The sequence below is a fragment of the Mesorhizobium australicum WSM2073 genome (assembly GCF_000230995.2).
In the GTDB taxonomy this organism is placed as follows: domain Bacteria; phylum Pseudomonadota; class Alphaproteobacteria; order Rhizobiales; family Rhizobiaceae; genus Mesorhizobium; species Mesorhizobium australicum.
Window position 1 is genome coordinate 2,727,271 of record NC_019973.1, and the last position, 17,944, is coordinate 2,745,214.

16 protein-coding genes and 3 pseudogenes are annotated in these 17,944 nt (G+C 62.8%); 13 read left to right on the forward strand and 6 right to left on the reverse strand.

Annotation, left to right across the window (positions count from 1 at the left end; translation table 11 throughout):
• Nucleotides 1-14 precede the first annotated feature (14 nt).
• Together MESAU_RS13050 and MESAU_RS13055 are read right to left on the reverse strand one after the other, a co-directional pair.
• Nucleotides 15-689 carry a TetR/AcrR family transcriptional regulator gene (locus tag MESAU_RS13050; protein WP_015316514.1) on the reverse strand — a complete coding sequence of 225 codons (675 nt, stop codon included), beginning with the start codon at nucleotides 687-689 and terminating at the stop codon, nucleotides 15-17.
• Nucleotides 690-792: 103 nt separating this feature from the next.
• A complete protein-coding gene (locus MESAU_RS13055; protein ID WP_015316515.1) occupies nucleotides 793-1,737 on the reverse strand; it encodes a nucleoside hydrolase in 945 nt (314 codons plus the stop codon).
• Between the two features lie 102 nt (nucleotides 1,738-1,839).
• Here MESAU_RS13055 and MESAU_RS13060 point away from each other — a divergent pair, with 102 nt between their 5' ends.
• From MESAU_RS13060 to MESAU_RS13075, 4 genes are all read left to right on the forward strand, one after another.
• Complete coding sequence (locus MESAU_RS13060) at nucleotides 1,840-2,853, forward strand: isopenicillin N synthase family dioxygenase (protein ID WP_015316516.1); 1,014 nt, start codon at nucleotides 1,840-1,842, stop codon at nucleotides 2,851-2,853.
• Between the two features lie 80 nt (nucleotides 2,854-2,933).
• Nucleotides 2,934-3,791 (forward strand): ABC transporter substrate-binding protein, encoded by an 858-nt coding sequence (locus MESAU_RS13065; RefSeq protein WP_015316517.1) that lies wholly within the window; start codon nucleotides 2,934-2,936, stop codon nucleotides 3,789-3,791.
• A 56-nt stretch (nucleotides 3,792-3,847) separates the two neighbouring features.
• Nucleotides 3,848-4,789, forward strand: a complete 942-nt coding sequence (locus tag MESAU_RS13070) for an amino acid ABC transporter permease (RefSeq protein ID WP_015316518.1) — start codon at nucleotides 3,848-3,850, stop codon at nucleotides 4,787-4,789.
• A 50-nt stretch (nucleotides 4,790-4,839) separates the two neighbouring features.
• Complete coding sequence (locus MESAU_RS13075; protein WP_167331151.1) at nucleotides 4,840-5,592, forward strand: amino acid ABC transporter ATP-binding protein; 753 nt, start codon at nucleotides 4,840-4,842, stop codon at nucleotides 5,590-5,592.
• Between the two features lie 19 nt (nucleotides 5,593-5,611).
• Here the strand turns inward: MESAU_RS13075 and MESAU_RS13080 are convergent, their stop codons facing one another.
• The gene (locus MESAU_RS13080; protein WP_015316520.1) at nucleotides 5,612-6,520 is read right to left on the reverse strand and encodes a hydrogen peroxide-inducible genes activator; all 909 of its coding nucleotides are present in this window, start codon (nucleotides 6,518-6,520) and stop codon (nucleotides 5,612-5,614) included.
• Between the two features lie 177 nt (nucleotides 6,521-6,697).
• On the opposite strand from MESAU_RS13080, the gene katG reads away from it, so the two are divergent.
• Nucleotides 6,698-8,908, forward strand: a complete 2,211-nt coding sequence (gene katG, locus MESAU_RS13085) for a catalase/peroxidase HPI (RefSeq protein ID WP_015316521.1) — start codon at nucleotides 6,698-6,700, stop codon at nucleotides 8,906-8,908.
• A 68-nt stretch (nucleotides 8,909-8,976) separates the two neighbouring features.
• On the opposite strand, the gene MESAU_RS13090 is transcribed toward katG, so the two are convergent.
• Nucleotides 8,977-9,654 (reverse strand): MIP family channel protein, encoded by a 678-nt coding sequence (locus MESAU_RS13090; protein ID WP_015316522.1) that lies wholly within the window; start codon nucleotides 9,652-9,654, stop codon nucleotides 8,977-8,979.
• Between the two features lie 316 nt (nucleotides 9,655-9,970).
• On the opposite strand from MESAU_RS13090, the gene MESAU_RS13095 reads away from it, so the two are divergent.
• The 6 genes from MESAU_RS13095 (at nucleotide 9,971) to MESAU_RS13120 (ending at nucleotide 16,305) form a co-directional block, all read left to right on the forward strand.
• On the forward strand, nucleotides 9,971-11,260 hold the full coding sequence (locus MESAU_RS13095; protein ID WP_015316523.1) for an RsmB/NOP family class I SAM-dependent RNA methyltransferase: 1,290 nt from the start codon (nucleotides 9,971-9,973) through the stop codon (nucleotides 11,258-11,260).
• 72 nt (nucleotides 11,261-11,332) lie between these two features.
• The gene (locus tag MESAU_RS13100) at nucleotides 11,333-11,785 is read left to right on the forward strand and encodes a TspO/MBR family protein (RefSeq protein ID WP_041163731.1); all 453 of its coding nucleotides are present in this window, start codon (nucleotides 11,333-11,335) and stop codon (nucleotides 11,783-11,785) included.
• Nucleotides 11,786-11,883: 98 nt separating this feature from the next.
• A complete protein-coding gene (locus tag MESAU_RS13105) occupies nucleotides 11,884-12,342 on the forward strand; it encodes a PaaI family thioesterase (protein WP_015316525.1) in 459 nt (152 codons plus the stop codon).
• A gap of 105 nt (nucleotides 12,343-12,447) precedes the next feature.
• On the forward strand, nucleotides 12,448-13,116 hold the full coding sequence (locus MESAU_RS13110) for a 5'-methylthioadenosine/S-adenosylhomocysteine nucleosidase (protein WP_015316526.1): 669 nt from the start codon (nucleotides 12,448-12,450) through the stop codon (nucleotides 13,114-13,116).
• Nucleotides 13,117-13,171: 55 nt separating this feature from the next.
• On the forward strand, nucleotides 13,172-14,734 hold the full coding sequence (guaA, locus tag MESAU_RS13115; RefSeq protein ID WP_015316527.1) for a glutamine-hydrolyzing GMP synthase: 1,563 nt from the start codon (nucleotides 13,172-13,174) through the stop codon (nucleotides 14,732-14,734).
• Between the two features lie 317 nt (nucleotides 14,735-15,051).
• Nucleotides 15,052-16,305, forward strand: a complete 1,254-nt coding sequence (locus tag MESAU_RS13120) for a tyrosine-type recombinase/integrase (protein WP_013530374.1) — start codon at nucleotides 15,052-15,054, stop codon at nucleotides 16,303-16,305.
• Here MESAU_RS13120 and MESAU_RS30060 read toward each other — a convergent pair.
• Nucleotides 16,286-16,648 (reverse strand): helix-turn-helix transcriptional regulator, encoded by a 363-nt coding sequence (locus MESAU_RS30060; RefSeq protein ID WP_263496090.1) that lies wholly within the window; start codon nucleotides 16,646-16,648, stop codon nucleotides 16,286-16,288. The two genes, MESAU_RS13120 and MESAU_RS30060, sit on opposite strands and share 20 nt — an antisense overlap.
• Before the next feature lie 507 nt (nucleotides 16,649-17,155).
• A pseudogene (locus tag MESAU_RS32380) lies at nucleotides 17,156-17,506 on the reverse strand (alanine racemase); the annotation flags it as partial.
• On the opposite strand from MESAU_RS32380, the pseudogene MESAU_RS30065 reads away from it, so the two are divergent.
• Both MESAU_RS30065 and MESAU_RS31655 read left to right on the forward strand, forming a co-directional pair.
• Nucleotides 17,490-17,696 (forward strand): annotated as a pseudogene (locus MESAU_RS30065) (substrate-binding domain-containing protein); the annotation flags it as partial. The pseudogenes MESAU_RS32380 and MESAU_RS30065 overlap by 17 nt on opposite strands.
• 1 nt (nucleotide 17,697) lies before the next feature.
• Nucleotides 17,698-17,811: pseudogene (locus tag MESAU_RS31655) on the forward strand (transposase); the annotation flags it as partial.
• Nucleotides 17,812-17,944 lie beyond the last annotated feature (133 nt).

The window sequence follows — 17,944 nt, forward strand, 5'->3', positions numbered from 1 at the left end:
GGATGCCTCGTCCGCTAACGCCGCCCGCGCCGTATTTCCGCCGGCCGTGGCGCCGAACCCGGCTCCTGCACCAGCGGCCCCAGCAGCACCTCGCCGAACAGTGGCTGGTAGCTGCGGCGCACCGCCGGGTCCTCCTTGAAGGACAGCGCATATTGCCCGATCTGGTGGAAATAGGTGATGCGGGCCCTGACCAGGCTTTCGTCCTCGGGATAACCCATGGCGCGGAAGGAGCGGGTCAGGAGTTCGATGCGCAGGTCATCGATATCCTTGACCTCCTGCGCCAGCTTTTTCGACGTTCGTGACCAGTCGCGCACGGCGAGGTCGAGCAGGGGACTAAACGGCGCCTCGTCGACCCAAACATGCACGATGTCGGTGAAGAACTGCAGGCCGTCTATATTCTGCATCTCGCGCATAGCCCAGAAGGGCTCGCAATTGATATCTCGCCATTCTTGCAGCAGGCCGTCGCGAAGATCGGCCAGGCTGGTGAAATGGAAATAGAAGCTGCCGCGCGTCACCTTGAATTGCTTGGCGAGGCGGTCGATCTTGACCTCGCCAATGCCGTGCTTCTCCAGCACCTTGCGCGCCGCTGCGATCCAGGCCTCGCGACTCAGCGTCTGCCGCGCCGTCTTCCCAGGTCCCGCGGCTTTGGCTGGTCTCTTGCCTTTGGCCGGGGCGCTGTCCGATTTCATCCGATCAAGACCTTCATCGCACACGCAACGCCCACAAAACCGTTCGCCGGCTCCGATGCGCTTCGCGACTCATCAAGTGTCCATCTATCGCGGAAGGCGCAACTCAGGGCAATGCGCTGATCCGCTCCAGCATGAGTTCGAAGAACGGCGCGGGATCGATGCGCCGCAGGACGTTGCAGTTCTTGCGCCGGCCGGTGACGTGCCACCAGTCGACGACGGTCATGCCGATTGTCTCAGGCGAGACAATGTCGACCGTCACCGCGCACTGGCGCTGTTCATAGATTTGCGGTGCCAGGAGATAACCGGTGACGCAGGCATCGTGGATGGGGCGTGCCGGCGTCTCGAATTTGTGGGTGCCATACTGGCGGTAGAAGTCGGCCAGGTTCGCGGCCTCGATCGCCGCGCGGCTGCCGCTTGCGCGCAGGCGGTCGAGCCACTCAGGCGTCATCAGCGCCGTGTAGGTGCAATCGATGCCCGCCATGGTCACCGGCGCGCCGCTGTCGAACACCTTGTGCGCGGCATGCGGGTCGACGAAGATGTTGAACTCAGCCGCCGGCGTCGCGTTGCCACCCTGGAAGAAGCCGCCGCCCATCAGCACCACTTCGCGCAGACGGGGCACGATCCTCGGCTCCATGGTCATGGCCATGGCCAGATTCGTCATTGGCCCGAGCGTGCAAACGGTCAATTCGCCTTCCGGCGCGTCCATGATGGTGCGCACCATGTAGTTCACCGCGTGTTCGCCCCGCAGCGGCGTCACCGGTTCGGCAAGGTCGGCGCCGTCGAGGCCGGTTTCCCCATGGACATATTCGGCGGTGATCAGCTTGCGCACCATCGGCGCCGGGCAGCCGGCATAAACGGGCACATCGGGCCGCCCGGCGAGTTCGACGACTTTCAGCGCATTCTTCGAGGTCAGGGCAAGCGGCACGTTGCCGCCGACCGTGGTGATGCCGACCACGTCGAGTTCATCAGGCGACCCCAGTGCGAAGAGGATGGCGAAGGCGTCGTCCTGGCCCGGATCGGTATCGATGATGATCTTGCGTGGTGCCATGATGCCGCGTCCTTCCTTTTGCGATCGAAAGCCTATTGATGAGGCCGTTCGGATGTGTAGAAATACAGTACTGTATCTTATGTTCAAGACAGGGTGTTCGAAATGGATGCACAAGAGCGCGGCGATTTTTCCGAAATTCCGATCCTCGACGTTTCGCCGCTCTATGGCGACGACGAAGGCGCGATCAGGGAAACGGCAGCGACACTGCGCCGCTATCTCGAGACGATCGGCTTCCTCTATGTCACCGGCCACCCCATTCCGCGCACCGATGTCGAAGCGGTCCGCGAGGCCTCCAAGCGTTTCTTCGCCTTGCCCGAGGAGGAGAAGGCGAAGCTGAAGATCGACAAGAATTTCCGCGGCTACTTGCCCTTTGCCGGCTCGACCATCGTGACCTCGTCCGTGGCGGCCGTCAGCAAGCCGAACCAGAGCGAATCGATCTTCTTCATGCACGAGGTCGGCGCCGACGACCCCCGGGCCTTGGCCGGCAAGCCGCTGCAAGGCCCCAACCAGTGGCCTGACGAGGCCGCCCTTGCCGGCTTCAGGGAGACCATCGAGCGCTATGTCCAGGAGATGGGCACGCTCGCCCGCAAGATGGTGCGCGCCATCGCGCTTTCGCTCGGGCTGCCCTCCGACAGTCTCGACCGCTATTTCGAGCAGCCGACGACTTTCCTGCGGCTGCTGCACTATCCGACGCAGCCCCAGGAAGAGGGGCTTTTCGGTTCGGCGCCGCACACCGACTACGGCTTCATCACGCTGCTCGCCCAGGACAATGTCGGCGGCCTCGAGGTTAAGAACAAGGCGGGCGACTGGGTTCCCGCGCCGCCGGTTCCGGATTCCTTCGTCATGAATGTCGGCGACATCCTGGCGCGTTGGTCGAATGACCAGTTCGTCTCGACGCCGCACCGCGTCATCAACCGCTCCGGACGCGAGCGCTATTCGCAGCCCTTCTTCTTCGATCCCTCAATGGACGAGACGATCGCCGCACTTTCGGTCTGTGTGCCGGCCGGCACACAGCCGAAATACGAGCCAGTGCTCTATGGCGATTACCTGATGGAGCGCATCGACAAGAATTATCATTATCGAAAGAAGAAGGCGGCCGAAGCAGCCGCTTCCTAAGGGACACCGAGCCCGTGCCGGCCACTGGCCCGGGCTCTGCCGGAAAGACTGCAAACAAGGACAAGAAAAGGGGAACAGCAATGAACAGATATCTGCGAACGACCAGCCTTGCACTGGCGCTCTCCACCACCGTCGGGGGCGGGGTTTCCAAAGCCGCCGACGTGCCGAAATCGGCTGAGGTGAAAGAGAGCGGAACGCTCGCCGTCGCCAACACTCTGGACTTCGCGCCGTTCGAATATCTCGACGCCGACGGCAAGCAGACCGGCATCATCGTCGAACTCGCCGGCGAGGTGGCCAAGCTCGTCGACGCCAAGCTCGATATCCAGCGCACGCCGTTCCCGTCGATGATACCGGGTCTTGCGGCGGGCCGCTTCAAGATCGCCTGGGAGACCTTCTCGGCCACGCCGGAGCGCCTGAAGCAGGTCGATTTCATCATGTTCCTGAAGGCAGGGCTCGCCGTCTCGACATCGCCCGACAAGAAGGCGAGCTTCAGCGGCGACATGCCGCTCTGTGGCAAGCGCATCGGCGTCTCGGCCGGCAGCGCCTCGGATTTCCTGGTCGACAAGCTCGGTAAGGAATGCACCGACAAGGGCCAAAAGGCTATCGAGAAATCGGTGTTCAACTCCTCCACCGATATCGTCCAGGCCGTGCTTTCGGACCGCGTCGACGCGCGTATGGACGATGCCACCGCATCGAGCTATTTCGAGGTGACGAGCAAGGGCCAGTTGGTGGTCCTGCCGACGCTTTACGAGGTCGCGCCGCTCGGCATGGCGATCGCCAAGGACGACAAGCAGACCGCCGACATGATGGTGGCGGCACTTGCCGAACTGTTCAAGAACGGCACGTACAAAGCTATCCTGGAGAAATACGGCATGGGCGCCTATGCGATCAAGGAACCCTACTTCGTCGGCACCATGGACGCGCTTCGCGCCGAATAGAGACCATCCGGCGTCTGATGAACGTCAGGCGCCGGCCCGCAAGCTGGAGACATCCGATGGGCGTTGCCCTCCCGACCGACATCGGCGTCGAGCCAAGCGTTTCCGCCGCCGTGTCACGACTGACCGTCGTGCCGCAGCGCCGCTATGGCATTTGGGTCGGTACGGCGTTCGCCCTGCTGCTGGCCTTCCTCATCATTCGTGCTTTCGCCAGCAACCCGGCGTTTGCCTGGGGCACGGCAGCCGGATACCTGTTCCATCCCTCGATCATGCGAGGCCTCGGCAACACGCTGATGCTCACCGTCATCATCATGGTGCTGGCGATCGTCGTCGGCACCGTCATCGCCATCATGCGGGTGTCGCCGAGCCCGGTGCTGCGCGCCTTTTCCGGCGTCTATGTCTGGTTCTTCCGGGGTGTCCCAGCCCTGATCCAGCTGATCTTCTGGTTCAACCTGTCGCTGCTGGTGCGCGAAATCTCGCTGACTTTGCCGTTCATAGGCACGCTGTTTTCCGTGCGCACCAATGATTTCATGACGCCGTTCTTCTCCGCCGTGGTGGCGCTTTCGCTGTGCGAGGCCGGCTACATGGCCGAGATCATCCGGGCGGGCATCAAGTCGGTGCCGTCTGGCCAGTCGGAGGCGGCGAGCGCGCTCGGCATGCCCTACCGCATGATCCTGAAGCGCATCACCTTGCCGCAGGCCATGCGCTTCGTGCTGCCGCCGACCGGCAATGAGGCGATCAACCTCCTGAAGATGACGTCGCTGGTGACGTTCATCGCCGTCGACGACCTGTTCTATACCGCGCAGAGCATCTATGCGCGCACCTTCGAGACCATTCCGCTGCTGATCGTGGTCGCCTTCTGGTATCTCGCGGTGGTCAGCATCATGTCGGTGGGGCAGCATTTCCTGGAGCGCCATTTCGGCCGCAGCGATGTCAGACGCGACCCCCTGACGATGCGCACCTTGCGCAACTTGATCAGCCTGCGCGGCGTTGCTCGATGAGTGATGTGAAGTCCGAAAATCGTGCCCGCTTCGGGGTGCCCGCCAACTCCATGGTGTTCGCGCGCGGCGTGCGCAAAACCTATGGCCAGCTTGAAGTTCTCAAAGGTGTCGACCTCGATGTACCGGAGGGATCGGTCGCCTGCATCATCGGCCCGTCGGGATCGGGCAAGAGCACGTTCCTGCGCTGCATCAACCATTTGGAAAAACTCAGCGGCGGCATCCTGCTCGTCGACAGCCAGTTCGTCGGCTACGACCTCCAGGGCGACAAGCTCTATGAGGTGAAGGACGATCTTCTGTGCCGGCGCCGCGCCGAGATCGGCATGCTGTTCCAGTCGTTCAACCTGTTCTCGCACATGACGGTGATGGAGAACCTGATCGAGGCGCCGACGCAGGTGCGGCGCATTCCAGTCGACCAGGCAAAGACCGAGGCGGAGGTGCTGCTGCGGCGTGTCGGCCTGGCCGATAAGGTAGACCGCTATCCCCGCGAACTGTCCGGGGGCCAGCAGCAGCGTGTCGCGATCGCGCGCGCCCTGGCGATGAAGCCCAAGGTGCTGCTCTTCGACGAGCCGACCTCGGCGCTGGATCCGGAACTGGTCGGCGAAGTCCTGCAGGTCATGCGCGACCTTGCCGAGAGCGGCATGACGATGGTCGTCGTCACCCACGAGGTCGGCTTTGCCCGCGAGATCGGCGACCAGCTCGTGTTCATGGACGGCGGCGTGATCGTCGAACGCGGCGCGCCGCGCGAGATGATCGCCAACCCGGTGTCGCCGCGCACCCGCGAGTTCCTGTCGCGGGTGCTGTAACGAGCGTTAGGGCCACCTCTCAGGCCGCCAACAGCGCTGGGCCTAGCCCCCGTATAATCTTGGCTAGCTCGACGCATTCCCCGTGCCGCGCATTGTTGCGTCGCCAGGCCAGGCAGATCATGCGCTGCGGCATCGGTTCCTGGAACGGCACGATCTTGAGGTCGGGGATGGTGCCGGCGGGGCCGGTCGCCATTTCGGGGATGAGCGTGACGCCGAGCCCGTGCGCCACCATCTGCAGGAGCGTGGTCAGGCTGGTCGCGCCATAGCTTGCCATCGCCACCGGCCGCACATTGCCGCAGACGGCCAGCGCCTGTTCGCGCAGGCAATGGCCTTCTTCCAGCAGCATCAGTCTTTCCAGCGCCGGGCTCTCGGGTGGAACCGGCGGCGAGGCAAAGGCCGGATCGTCCGACGGCACGGCCAGGAAGAACCGGTCGGGAAAGAGCGCCTCGGTGATCAGTCCTGGATGGTCGAGCGGAAGTGCCGCGATGAAGGCGTCGAGTTTTCGCGATGCGGTGTCTTCGACCAGGGAGGTGGTGACCGCCTCGCGCAATTCGAGCAGCAAGGCCGGGAAATGCTTCTTCAGTTCGGGCAAGGCGCGTGGCAGAAGATAGGGCGCGACAGTCGGGATGATGCCCAGCCGGAAGCGTCCCTCCATGGCCGTGCGGCCGCGCCGGGCCGTCGTTTCCACGTCACGTATGTCAGCCAGGATGCGCTCGATACGCGGCAACAGGGCGATCGCCTCGTCCGTCATGCGCACCGACTTGCCGCCGCGTTCGAACAGCCGGCAGTTCAGCCGTTGCTCCATTTCGGCGATCTGCGAGGACAGCGCCGGCTGGCTGACACCGGCAAGTTTCGCCGCACGCCCGAAATGCAGCGTCTGCGCCAGCGCGTCGAAATAATGCATCTGGCGAACTGTCAGTCCGATCATGCGGTCAAGGCCATCATAAGAAAATCCTATCGAAATAAACAGGAAAGACAATTTGTTTTTATCGACGGTCTGGCCTAGGCTGGAATGGTTCCAGATTGGCGCGGGCCGCTGGCCGCCCCCAAAATCTCGGCAAAAATCAACCTCGGCAAATCAAACCTCGGCAAATTGGAGTGAGAGATGGACGCGAAAACCGACGACAGCAGCGCGGGCAAATGCCCTGTCGCGCATGGATCCGCCGGCCGGACCAACCGTGACTGGTGGCCGAACCAGCTTGACCTTGGCGTTCTCCATCAGCAGTCGAACCTGTCGGACCCGATGGGCGAGGACTTCGACTATGCCAAGGAATTCGCCAGCCTCGATCTCGATGCGGTCATCAAGGACCTGCACCAAGTGATGACGGATTCGCAGGATTGGTGGCCCGCCGACTTCGGCCATTACGGGCCGCTGTTCATCCGCATGGCCTGGCACAGCGCCGGCACCTACCGCATCGGTGATGGCCGCGGCGGTGCCGGAGCCGGCCAGCAGCGTTTCGCGCCGCTCAACAGCTGGCCTGACAACGCCAATCTCGACAAGGCGCGCCGCCTGCTCTGGCCGGTCAAGCAGAAATATGGCCGCAAGATTTCCTGGGCCGACCTGTTGATCCTCACCGGCAACGTCGCGCTGGAATCGATGGGCTTCAAGACCTTCGGCTTCGCCGGCGGCCGCGCCGACGTCTGGGAGCCCGAGCAGGACGTGGACTGGGGTTCGGAAACCAAGTGGCTGGGCGACGAGCGCTACTCGGGCGATCGTGAGCTTCGCGGCCATCTCGGCGCCGTGCAGATGGGCCTGATCTACGTCAATCCGGAAGGGCCGAACGGCAAGCCCGATCCGCTGGCCTCGGCCCGTGATATCCGGGAAACCTTCGCGCGCATGGCGATGAACGACGAAGAAACCGTGGCGCTGATTGCCGGCGGCCACACTTTCGGCAAGACCCACGGCGCCGGCGATGCCTCGCTGGTGGGCGCGGAGCCGGAAGGTGCCGGCATCGAGGCGCAGGGCCTCGGCTGGTCGAGCAAACATGCGTCAGGCATTGCCGGCGACGCCATCACCTCGGGTCTCGAAGTCACCTGGACCACGACGCCGACCAAGTGGAGCAACAACTTCTTCGACAATCTGTTCAATTTCGAATGGGAGCTGACGAAGAGCCCGGCGGGCGCCCATCAGTGGACGCCGAAGGGTGGCGCCGGTGCCGGCACGGTGCCGGATGCGCACAACCCCTCGAAGCATCACGCGCCGGCCATGCTGACCACCGACCTCGCGCTGCGGGCCGACCCGGCCTATGAGAAGGTCTCGCGGCGTTTCCATGAACATCCGGATCAGTTCGCCGATGCCTTCGCCCGCGCCTGGTTCAAGCTGACCCACCGCGACATGGGTCCGGCGGTGCGCTATCTCGGCCCGTTGGTGCCCAAGGAAGAGCTGATCTGGCAGGACCCGATCCCGGCGCTCGACCATGAACTGGTCAGCGAGCAGGACATCGCATCGCTGAAGGCCAAGATCGTGGCCTCGGGCCTGTCTGTTTCCGAACTGGTCTCGACGGCCTGGGCCTCGGCTTCGACCTTCCGCAACTCCGACAAGCGCGGCGGCGCCAATGGCGCACGCATCCGGCTGGCGCCGCAGAAGGACTGGGAAGTCAATCAGCCGGCCGAACTGTCGAAGGTGCTTGCCAGGCTCGAAGGCATCCAGACGGAGTTCAACACCGCGCAGACCGGCGACAAGAAGGTCTCGCTGGCCGACCTGATCGTGCTCGGCGGTGTCGCCGCGGTCGAGAAGGCCGCCAAGGATGGCGGCAACGACGTGAAGGTGCCGTTCACGCCCGGCCGCATGGATGCATCGCAGGAGCAGACGGACGTCCACTCCTTTGCCGCGCTCGAGCCGAAAGTCGACGGCTTCCGCAACTATGTCAGGGGCAAGCAGCCCATGTCGGTTGAAGCCATGCTGGTCGACCGCGCGCAGTTGCTGGGCCTGACGGCGCCGGAACTGACGGTGCTTGTTGGGGGCTTGCGGGTGCTCGGCGCCAACACCGGGCACTCAAAGCACGGCGTGTTCACCGACAGGCCGGGTAGGCTGACCAACGACTTTTTCGTCAACCTGCTCAGCATGAGCACGGTCTGGGATCCGGCTGCCGGTTCTGTTCCGGGTTCGGAAGAAGTGTACGAAGCGCGCGACCGCAAAACCAAGGCAGTCAGGTGGACCGGCACCCGTGCCGACCTGATCTTCGGTTCGCATGCGCAGCTGCGGGCATTGGCCGAGGTCTACGGATCGGCGGACGCCGGGCAGAAATTCGCCCGAGATTTCGTTGCGGCATGGACCAAGGTGATGAACGCTGACCGCTTTGACATCGCGGCCTGACCCGAGCTTGAGGACCTACGAAAGAGGCGCGGGCCACGGCCCGCGCCTCTTGCATTCAGGCTCTGGAATCAATCCTTCTCGAAGACACGCGCCTTGGCGACGACGCCGGCAATGGCGCCGCCGATCAGCGGTGCGACGATGAACAACCAGAGCTGGCTGAGTGCGGCACCGCCGGTAAACAGCGCCGGGCCGATCGAGCGCGCCGGATTGACCGAGGTACCGGTGACCGGGATCATGGCGAAGTGAATGCCCGCTAGCGTCAGGCCGATGACCAGGCCGGCAAACGCCGTCGAGTGTTTTTCAGCGGTAACGCCAAGGATCACCGTGACGAAGGTGAAGGTGCCGATCAGCTCCCACAGGAACGCCGAGCTCATGCCCCATTTCGTCTCGTCCCAGCCATTGGCGCCGAAGCCGCCGGTATGGCCGCCGGTCTGGCCGGAAACGATGATCCACAACGCCAGCGAGGCGATGATGGCACCGATGATCTGCGCGATCCAATAGGGGATGACGTCCTTGGCCGGCAGCCGGCCAGCCAGGAACACGCCGAGCGTCACCGCCGGATTGAGATGCGCGCCCGAAATCGGGCCGATCGCATAGGCCGCCGCGATGAGGCCGATGCCGAATGCCAGACCGATGCCTTCCTGGCCAAGCGGCAGCGCGCCGCCGAAGCCCCCCGTCACCACGGACGCCGTACCGATGAACACCAACAGAAATGTGCCTAGAACTTCCGCCAGATAAATCTTCATTGCCCTCTCCTCGTGACGATCCGCCGGTCCACGTTTTCCGCGCCGCGAATCATGACGGCAAGAGTATTCCCAACCGAAAAACTTGGAAAGCAGAGCTGTAGCGCCACACGCCGTCCTTCCGGCCGCCAGTTAAGAACATTAGAGATCTTGTATCTACTAGTCCGCCTGCTTCTAACCGCCGCGAAGATTTACCGGTCGGACAGGTTTCGCCGATCACCGCCAGCTTGCGCTCGCGGCGAAGCCGGGCGGGGTTCAATCCGGACGTGAAAGGCTTTAAGAGCAGACCGGATAATGTGCTCGATTGATGGAATGACGAATGCGACTGGGCGGACGGCTGGCTGCGGCCATTGAAGTGCTGGAGGACATTGGTCGGCGTCACCGGCCGGTGGCCGACGCGCTGAAGGATTGGGGCCTGTCCCATCGCTTCGCCGGCGGTGGGGATCGCGCCGCGATCGGCAACATCGTCTACGACGCGCTGCGCCGCAAGCGCTCCGCCGGCTGGTTGCTGGGCGAAGACACGCCGCGTGCCATCGGCTTCGGGGCGCTGCTGCTCGAATGGAGCCAGACGGCGCAGTCGCTCAACGCAGCGCTCGAAGGTGACAAATTCGCGCCGCCGCTGCTGAGCGCCACGGAACTCCAGGCAATGGCGGAACGCCGGCTTGCCGACGCGCCGCCCGCTGTTCGCGCCGACATTCCCGATTGGTGCGAACCGCTTTTCGAGCGAGCCTTCGGCGAGACATGGGTCGAGGAGGGCGCGGCGCTCGCCACACGTCCGCCGCTCGACATCCGGGTCAACACGCTGCAGGCCAATCGCGCCAAGGTGTTGGCCGAACTCGCGCAGACCGGTGCCAGTGCCGCACGGATCGCACCCTACGGCATCCGCATCCCGCCGATCGACGGTGACGGCCGGCATCCGAACGTGCAAGCCGAGCCGGCCTTTCAGAAAGGCTGGTTCGAGGTCCAGGACGAGGGGTCGCAAATTGCGGCGGCGCTTGCCGGCGCGACGGCTGGCATGCAGGTGCTCGATTTCTGCGCCGGCGCAGGCGGCAAGACGCTGGCGTTGTCGGCGGCGATGGACAACCACGGTCAAATCTTCGCTCACGATGCCGAAAAGGCGCGGCTGGCGCCAATCTTCGACCGCATTCGCCGCTCGGAAAACCGCAATGTGCAGGTCACCACCAAGCCGGCCGAGCTTGCCCCATTGACCGGCCACATGGACATCGTGCTGGTCGACGCGCCCTGCACCGGCAGCGGCACCTGGCGGCGGCGTCCCGACGCCAAATGGCGGCTGACGCAGAGACAGCTTGATGCCCGCAAGGGCGAGCAGGCGACGATCCTCGATGCCGCCAGAACCTACGTCAAACCCGGTGGCCTGCTGGTCTACGTAACCTGCTCCGTGTTCGACGAGGAGAACGGTGAACAAATCGCCGCGTTTCGCGAGCGGCACGGCGGCTTTGCCCCGGTCGATCATCGCCAGCTCTGGGACAGCCGTTTTCCCGGCCATACCGCCGCGATGCGTATCGGTGCCCTGGGTGGCATTTCGCTCTCGCCGGCGTTGAGCGGCACAGACGGATTTTATTTTTGCGCCTTGCGCCGGGCGAACTGACGCTGTCGTTGACAGCTGCCCGCAGCGCCCCAATTGCAGATGCGCGGCGTTGCGCCGCCACAGGGTGAGTGCTTGCAAAGATATCTGTCGCTTCTGCTGTTCCTCGTCCTGGTGCTGGGCGGAGGCCTGCTGATCGGTTTCGCCACCTTGCCAGGTGCCTGGTATGCATCGCTGGCCAAGCCTTCCTTCAATCCGCCCAACTGGATTTTCGCGCCTGCCTGGACACTGCTCTATGTGCTGATCGCCGTGGCCGGCTGGCGGACATGGTTGCGGGACCCGGCCGGCACCGCGATGAAGATCTGGGGCGCTCAGCTCGTCCTGAATTTCGTGTGGTCGCCAATCATCTTCGGCGCAAAAATGATGGGGCCTGCTCTGGTCATCATCGTGCTTCTTCTGGCCGTCATCGCGCTGTTTATCGCAAGCGTCTGGACCCGCGATCGGCTCGCCGCCTGGCTTTTCGTGCCCTACGCGGCGTGGGTGGCGTTCGCCACCTTGCTCAACGCCTCGCTTCTTTGGCTGAACTAGGTGGCGTTCGATGCGGTTTGCTGCAGTGCAGCAAAAGCATTTGCCTGCCGCTCATGCCTCTGCGATAAGCTTTCCCGTCAAACGTGAAGGCAACGGCGATGGCAGCAAAGATCGTACCGGCTCCGGACTATGAGGATCGCGTCAGGGCGTCCTTCGCCCGCCAGCAGGCGATGGCGACGATCGGCGCCGAACTGACATTGGTGACCCCCGGCATCATCGAGATCGAGATGCCTTATTCGGCGGCGCTGACCCAGCAGCATGGGTTCCTGCATGCCGGCGTCATTTCGACGGCGCTGGACTCGGCTTGCGGCTATGCGGCGTTCTCGCTCATGCCGGAGAATTCCGGCGTGCTGACCATCGAATTCAAGGTCAACCTTCTGGCGCCGGGCCGGGGCGAGCGTTTTTTGTTCCGCGGTTCGGTGACCAAACCCGGCCGTACCATCATCGTTGCCGACGGCCAGGCCTATGCCTTCGCCGCCGACGGCGAGGCCAAGCTGATCGCCACCATGACCGGGACGATGATGACGGTGCTAGGCCGCGATGGTATCGCTGGGTGAGTGGCCGGTTCGCCGCGGGCGAATTTAATCGTGCCGGCGGCACGGAGCTGCCGCCGGCAGCGGCCATGCCGTTGGCCATAATGTAGCGCAAGCAGGAGGATCGCCATGACTGGCAACGTCGTGCGCATTGGCGGCAAGGATGTCCTCTTCGTCATGGCGGCGCGGGCCGAATATGGCCAGCATCTGCAGCGACTGTTCACGCCGCTGATGACGGGTGTGGGCCCGGTCGAGGCCGGCGTCAGGCTGGGCGCCGAACTGTCCTGGTTGAAGTCGGACAAGGCATTGCCCGATCTGGTGGTATCGCTCGGCTCTGCTGGCAGCCGGACCCTGGAGCAGACCGAAATCTACCAGGCCGTCTCCGTCAGCTATCGCGACATCGATGCCTCGCCGCTGGGCTTCGAAAAAGGCGCGACGCCGTTTCTCGACCTGCCGGTGATCGTACCGTTGCCGTTGCGTATTCCCGAAATCAAGGAGGCGACACTGTCGACCGGCGGCGCCGTCATTACCGGCGCGGCGTACGAAGCGATCGCCGCCGACATGGTCGACATGGAGACCTTCGCCTGCTTGCGCGCCTGTCAGCTTTTCGACATCCCGCTCATCGGGCTGCGCGGTATTTCCGACGGCGCGGCTGATCTCAGGCACGTCGGCGACTGGACCGAATATCTGCACGTCATCGATGAAAAGCTGGCCGACGCCGTCATGCGGCTCGAACAGGCGATCGGTTCGGGCTTGCTCCGGCCGGATTCACCTGGTGACGAGGCGATACCGCTCTGAAAGTCAGGCGACGCAACCCATTGCGCAGACTCGTTTCTTTCTCTAAAGGCTCGCCATGACGACAGCCAATCACACCGACACCGTCCTGATTGTCGATTTCGGCAGCCAGTTTACGCAGCTCATCGCCCGCCGCATCCGCGAGGCCGGCGTGTTTTCCGAGATCGTGCCGTTCCAGTCGGCCGAGGCGGCATTCAAGCGCATCAACCCGAAAGCGGTCATCCTGTCCGGCGGCCCGGCTTCGACGTCCGATATCGGCAGCCCGCGCGCGCCGCAGATCGTCTTCGATGCCGGCGTGCCTGTGCTTGGCATCTGCTATGGCCAGATGGCCATGTGCGTGCAGATGGGTGGCGTCGCCGAAAGCTCCAACCATCGCGAATTCGGCCGCGCCTTTGTCGAGATCGAGAAGGACAGCCCGCTATTCGAGGGCCTGTGGGCCACAGGCCAGCGCCATCAGGTGTGGATGAGTCATGGCGATCGCGTCATCGCCCTGCCGCCTGGCTTCGAGGTGTTCGGCAAATCGGAAAGCTCGCCCTTCGCCATCTTCGGCAATGTCGAACGCAGGATGTACGGCATCATGTTCCACCCCGAGGTGGTGCATACGCCGGATGGTGCGAGGCTGCTCAGGAACTTCGTCCACAACATCGCCGGCATCGAAGGCGACTGGACGATGCGCGCCTATCGCGAGCACGCGGTCGAGGCGATCCGCAAGCAGGTCGGCAAGGGCAAGGTCATCTGCGCGCTGTCGGGCGGCGTGGATTCCTCGGTGGCGGCGCTGCTCATCCACGAGGCGGTCGGCGACCAGCTGACCTGCATCCTCGTCGACCATGGCCTGATGCGCAAGGACGAGGCCGCTGGTGTGGTGGCGATGTTCCGCCAGCACTACAATCTGCCTTTGATCCTGGTCGACGCCTCGGAAAAATTCATCTCTGCGCTGGAAGGCGAGTCCGACCCGGAAAAGAAGCGCAAGACCATTGGCCGGTTGTTCATCGAAGTGTTCGAGGACGAGGCCAAGAAGCTCGGCGGCGCCGATTTCCTGGCGCAAGGCACGCTCTATCCCGACGTCATCGAGAGCGTCTCCTTCACCGGCGGCCCCTCCGTCACCATCAAGTCCCACCACAATGTCGGCGGCCTGCCCGAGCGCATGAACATGCAACTGGTCGAGCCGTTGCGCGAACTGTTCAAGGACGAGGTGAGGGCGCTGGGCAAGGAACTCGGCCTGCCCGAAAGCTTCATCGGACGCCATCCGTTCCCTGGCCCCGGCCTCGCCATCCGCTGCCCGGGCGGCATCACGCGGGAAAAGCTGGAGATCCTGCGCGAGGCCGATGCAATCTATCTCGACGAAATCCGCAAGGCCGGCCTCTATGACGCGATCTGGCAGGCCTTCGCCGTGCTGCTGCCGGTGCAGACTGTCGGCGTCATGGGCGACGGTCGCACCTACGAATTCGTCTGCGCGCTACGCGCCGTGACCTCCGTCGACGGCATGACGGCTGACTTCTACCACTACGACATGGCCTTCCTGGGCGCCGCCGCCACCCGCATCATCAATGAAGTCCGCGGCATCAACCGCGTGGTGTATGACGTCACGTCGAAGCCGCCTGGCACAATCGAGTGGGAATAAAGCTCGGTCGTTCGCCAGCATTCGGCGACTATCGAGGAAGCTTCATTAAGCCTATGAGTTTGATCTGCTTTCGTCTCTATGTCTATCGCTGACTATCGCCCCTAAGCGGAATTATTTGGCGGTAGATCTGACGGCATTCCTTTTCGCGTCATCGTTGCTGCAGACTGATACCGTCACTGCGGCCGGACTCAAGCCTGTTGGCATCTCTCGAGGCAAGGCATTGAATCCAATGGGCTCTCACATAGCCTTGACGGTAAAACCAGTGACGGTAAAGTTAGGCATTTCACAATCCTAGTTACGCCAGTTCGTCTCCTCCTATGCTCACAGACATCGCACTTAAGAAGCTGAAATCAAAAGATAAAATATACAAGGTTGCTGATCGTGACGGTATGTACGCGACCGTGGCTCCCACAGGGCGAATATCGTTCCGATACGACTACCGAGTGAATGGTCGGCGAGAGACGGTGACGCTGGGCCGCTATGGTGAGGGAGGCATTTCGCTAGCAGAGGCGCGTGACCGCTGTCTTGCCGCACGAAAAATGGTGGCAACCGGAAAATCGCCTGCCCAGGAAAAGCAGCGTGACAAGCGGCGCCTGTCTGCGACGGCTACGTTCGGCGATGCCGGCAGAGTATGGTTTAAAGAGGCGAAGATGGCGGACAGCACGCGCTCGATGCGCAAAGCCGTCTTCGATCGAGACATCTTGCCGATTTGGGATAAAAGACTCCTGACAGAAATCACGTCGGACGACTTGCGGGCGCTCTGCGCAAAAGTCAGGGACCGTGGCGCACCAGCAACGGCCATTCATGTCCGGGATATTGTTAAACAGGTCTATGGTTATGCCATTCTGCACGGCGAGAGGATCGCCAATCCGGCGGACGAGGTAGGACCGGCGTCGATAGCCACGTTCGAGGCGAAAGACCGGGCGTTGTCACCCGCAGAAATTCGAATCATGCTGAAGGAGTTGGAAAGTGTGCCGACTTTGCCAACCATTCGGCTGGGCCTAAAGCTGATCCTGCTCACGATGGTTCGGAAAAGTGAGCTTCTGGGCGCGACGTGGGATGAGGTAGACTTCGAGAACGCGGTATGGAGCATTCCCAAAGAGCGAATGAAGCGGAAGAAGCCCCACAACGTCTACCTGTCCCGCCAGTCCCTCGACATTATGATTGCGCTCAAGACTTGCGCTGCGAACTCTCGATACGTGCTTCCATCTCGCTATGACGCCGATGAGCCTATGTCGCGCGCGACTTTCAATCGGATTACCATGGCGATTGTGGACTGCGCAAAAAAACAAGACCTGCCGCTTGCTCCCTTTACGGTGCACGATTTACGTCGGACCGGCTCCACGCTCCTAAACGAGATCGGATTCAATCGCGACTGGATCGAAAAATGCCTTGCCCACGAAGACAGTCGCTCCTCCCGCGGCGTCTATAACAAGGCGGAATACGAACCGCAGCGGCGCCACATGCTGCAGGAATGGGCCGACATGATTGAAGCGTGGGCGGCTGGCAATAAACACGCACCCACACTGCAGCCGATTTCCGGGGCGGCCGTCATCCTCGATCCCATTTGACGGGTCTCGTCTTCCGCGACCGCACGTCTGGTCCCGGGGCCAGTTCGAGCGAACCAGCAGAGGACGCGTTCCGCCGTTCCTGAATCCACGCTTCGACTTCTCCCAGGTCCCAAACGACGCAGCGGGGGGTAAGATTGAACCGTCGGGGGAACTCGCCTCGTTGTTCCATTTCATAAATGGTCGTGTCCGACAATGGAACGATCTCTCGCAATTGCGAGCGGCGAACAGTTCGCACAATCCGTCGCGCCTCAATGTGCGATAGAACCGGAAGGGGGCGGTCCGCTGGCGCGGCCTCTATGCCCTGGCAACTTTCGCGTTGAGGTTGCTTCTGGCGTTTGACCATTTGCCTACCGAAGGGCTCCTTCGGGCCAATGATCGCGCATCTGCTCCAATCTGAGCATAGCTCTAAACTACGATCATATCGTCTCCTTTACCAACCGGCGAGCTTTGCGATGGTCGGCAAGCCTAGGTCTTGCTCACGAGCACACCGAGTGCGGCGACATCCATCACGCGATTGAGCGGACGGCGAACACACCCTGGACATCGGCGGAGTGCTATGCCCCGAAGATCGAATTTGAGACCAGCTTGCCCTGATGCGCAATGCAAAGCAGGTTGTAGCCATAGGAGTAATGCGCGGCGGCGATGTCGAAATCCGCCCAACTGGCCATAAGCTTACGCAGTACGATCAGAAAGGCCGCTTGCGTCGCGTGATTGCGTGGGCTGGCAGGCCCGACGAGGCGACCTCAGCCGCGACCAGGCGGCTGACCAGTTTCCCTGCCGCGTAAATCTCGACCCGGCCGGAACGATCGGCGGGGGTGATCGGAAAAGCAGACAGGCGGTTTGCGAAAAATCATGGTTCAATTCCTCGATCCGTGGGGGCGAAACTGGGCCAGTAGAGGCCGTCAGGCGTCGGCCGCTTGCCGAAGATAGCCTGACCGACGCGCACGACAGTGGCGCCTTCCTCGATGGTCGAAGTCTCCGGTCATGCCCATGGAGAGCCCGGTCAGCGCGGCGTTGTACTTCACGGCTTGTCCCGCAGCCGGCGCAGCAGAATGAAGCAAGGCCGCACCTTGGCCGTGTCGGAGGAAAACAGCGCAAGTGTCATCAACCCGCATGGCCGGAGACGTGGAAGCTGATCGAGAGTCTCCACGAAGGGCAGCAGTGCGTTCGGATGCAGGCCGAACTTGCTGTCCTCGCCAGACCCGACCAGCGGTCCGAAGGCCCAGCCGGGCAAGACGATCGTCGTGCTCGCCGGCGATCTCAAGAACGGAGGCATTCTGGGTGTCACCACCGGCGTGGAGGAAGCGGCAAAGGCGATCGGTTGGGAGGTCAAGGTGATCGACGGCGCTGGCTCCATCGGTGGCCGCACCGCCGCCGGCCAGGCGATGGCCGAAGGTGCCGAAGCTGGCGACAATCATGGACGACGCCGAGCCCGACGTGCTGGCCTACATGACCTTCCCGAAGGAACATCGCGCCAAGCTGCACTCGACGGATGACATCGACAAGCGTGATTTCGGCTCTCCTGTGCGTTTCTTTGTTCGGCTTCAGGTGAGCTGTTTTTTCGCCCCCGCCTACAGGATTTCCCGTGCGAGCGTGTCGAGACGCAGTCAAGGCTGGCCGGTGCGATTGGCGCCACGGC

Coding starts and splice junctions, on each gene's coding strand:
- MESAU_RS13050 (WP_015316514.1), bottom strand. CDS start 689: ATGAAATCGGACAGCGCCCCGGCCAAAGGCAAGAGACCAGCCAAAGCC.
- MESAU_RS13070 (WP_015316518.1), top strand. CDS start 3,848: ATGGGCGTTGCCCTCCCGACCGACATCGGCGTCGAGCCAAGCGTTTCC.
- MESAU_RS13080 (WP_015316520.1), bottom strand. CDS start 6,520: ATGATCGGACTGACAGTTCGCCAGATGCATTATTTCGACGCGCTGGCG.
- MESAU_RS13120 (WP_013530374.1), top strand. CDS start 15,052: ATGCTCACAGACATCGCACTTAAGAAGCTGAAATCAAAAGATAAAATA.
- katG (WP_015316521.1), top strand. CDS start 6,698: ATGGACGCGAAAACCGACGACAGCAGCGCGGGCAAATGCCCTGTCGCG.
- MESAU_RS13105 (WP_015316525.1), top strand. CDS start 11,884: ATGGCAGCAAAGATCGTACCGGCTCCGGACTATGAGGATCGCGTCAGG.
- MESAU_RS30060 (WP_263496090.1), bottom strand. CDS start 16,648: ATGGTCAAACGCCAGAAGCAACCTCAACGCGAAAGTTGCCAGGGCATA.
- MESAU_RS13060 (WP_015316516.1), top strand. CDS start 1,840: ATGGATGCACAAGAGCGCGGCGATTTTTCCGAAATTCCGATCCTCGAC.
- MESAU_RS13090 (WP_015316522.1), bottom strand. CDS start 9,654: ATGAAGATTTATCTGGCGGAAGTTCTAGGCACATTTCTGTTGGTGTTC.
- MESAU_RS13065 (WP_015316517.1), top strand. CDS start 2,934: ATGAACAGATATCTGCGAACGACCAGCCTTGCACTGGCGCTCTCCACC.
- MESAU_RS13110 (WP_015316526.1), top strand. CDS start 12,448: ATGACTGGCAACGTCGTGCGCATTGGCGGCAAGGATGTCCTCTTCGTC.
- MESAU_RS13075 (WP_167331151.1), top strand. CDS start 4,840: ATGGTGTTCGCGCGCGGCGTGCGCAAAACCTATGGCCAGCTTGAAGTT.
- MESAU_RS13095 (WP_015316523.1), top strand. CDS start 9,971: ATGCGACTGGGCGGACGGCTGGCTGCGGCCATTGAAGTGCTGGAGGAC.
- MESAU_RS13055 (WP_015316515.1), bottom strand. CDS start 1,737: ATGGCACCACGCAAGATCATCATCGATACCGATCCGGGCCAGGACGAC.
- guaA (WP_015316527.1), top strand. CDS start 13,172: ATGACGACAGCCAATCACACCGACACCGTCCTGATTGTCGATTTCGGC.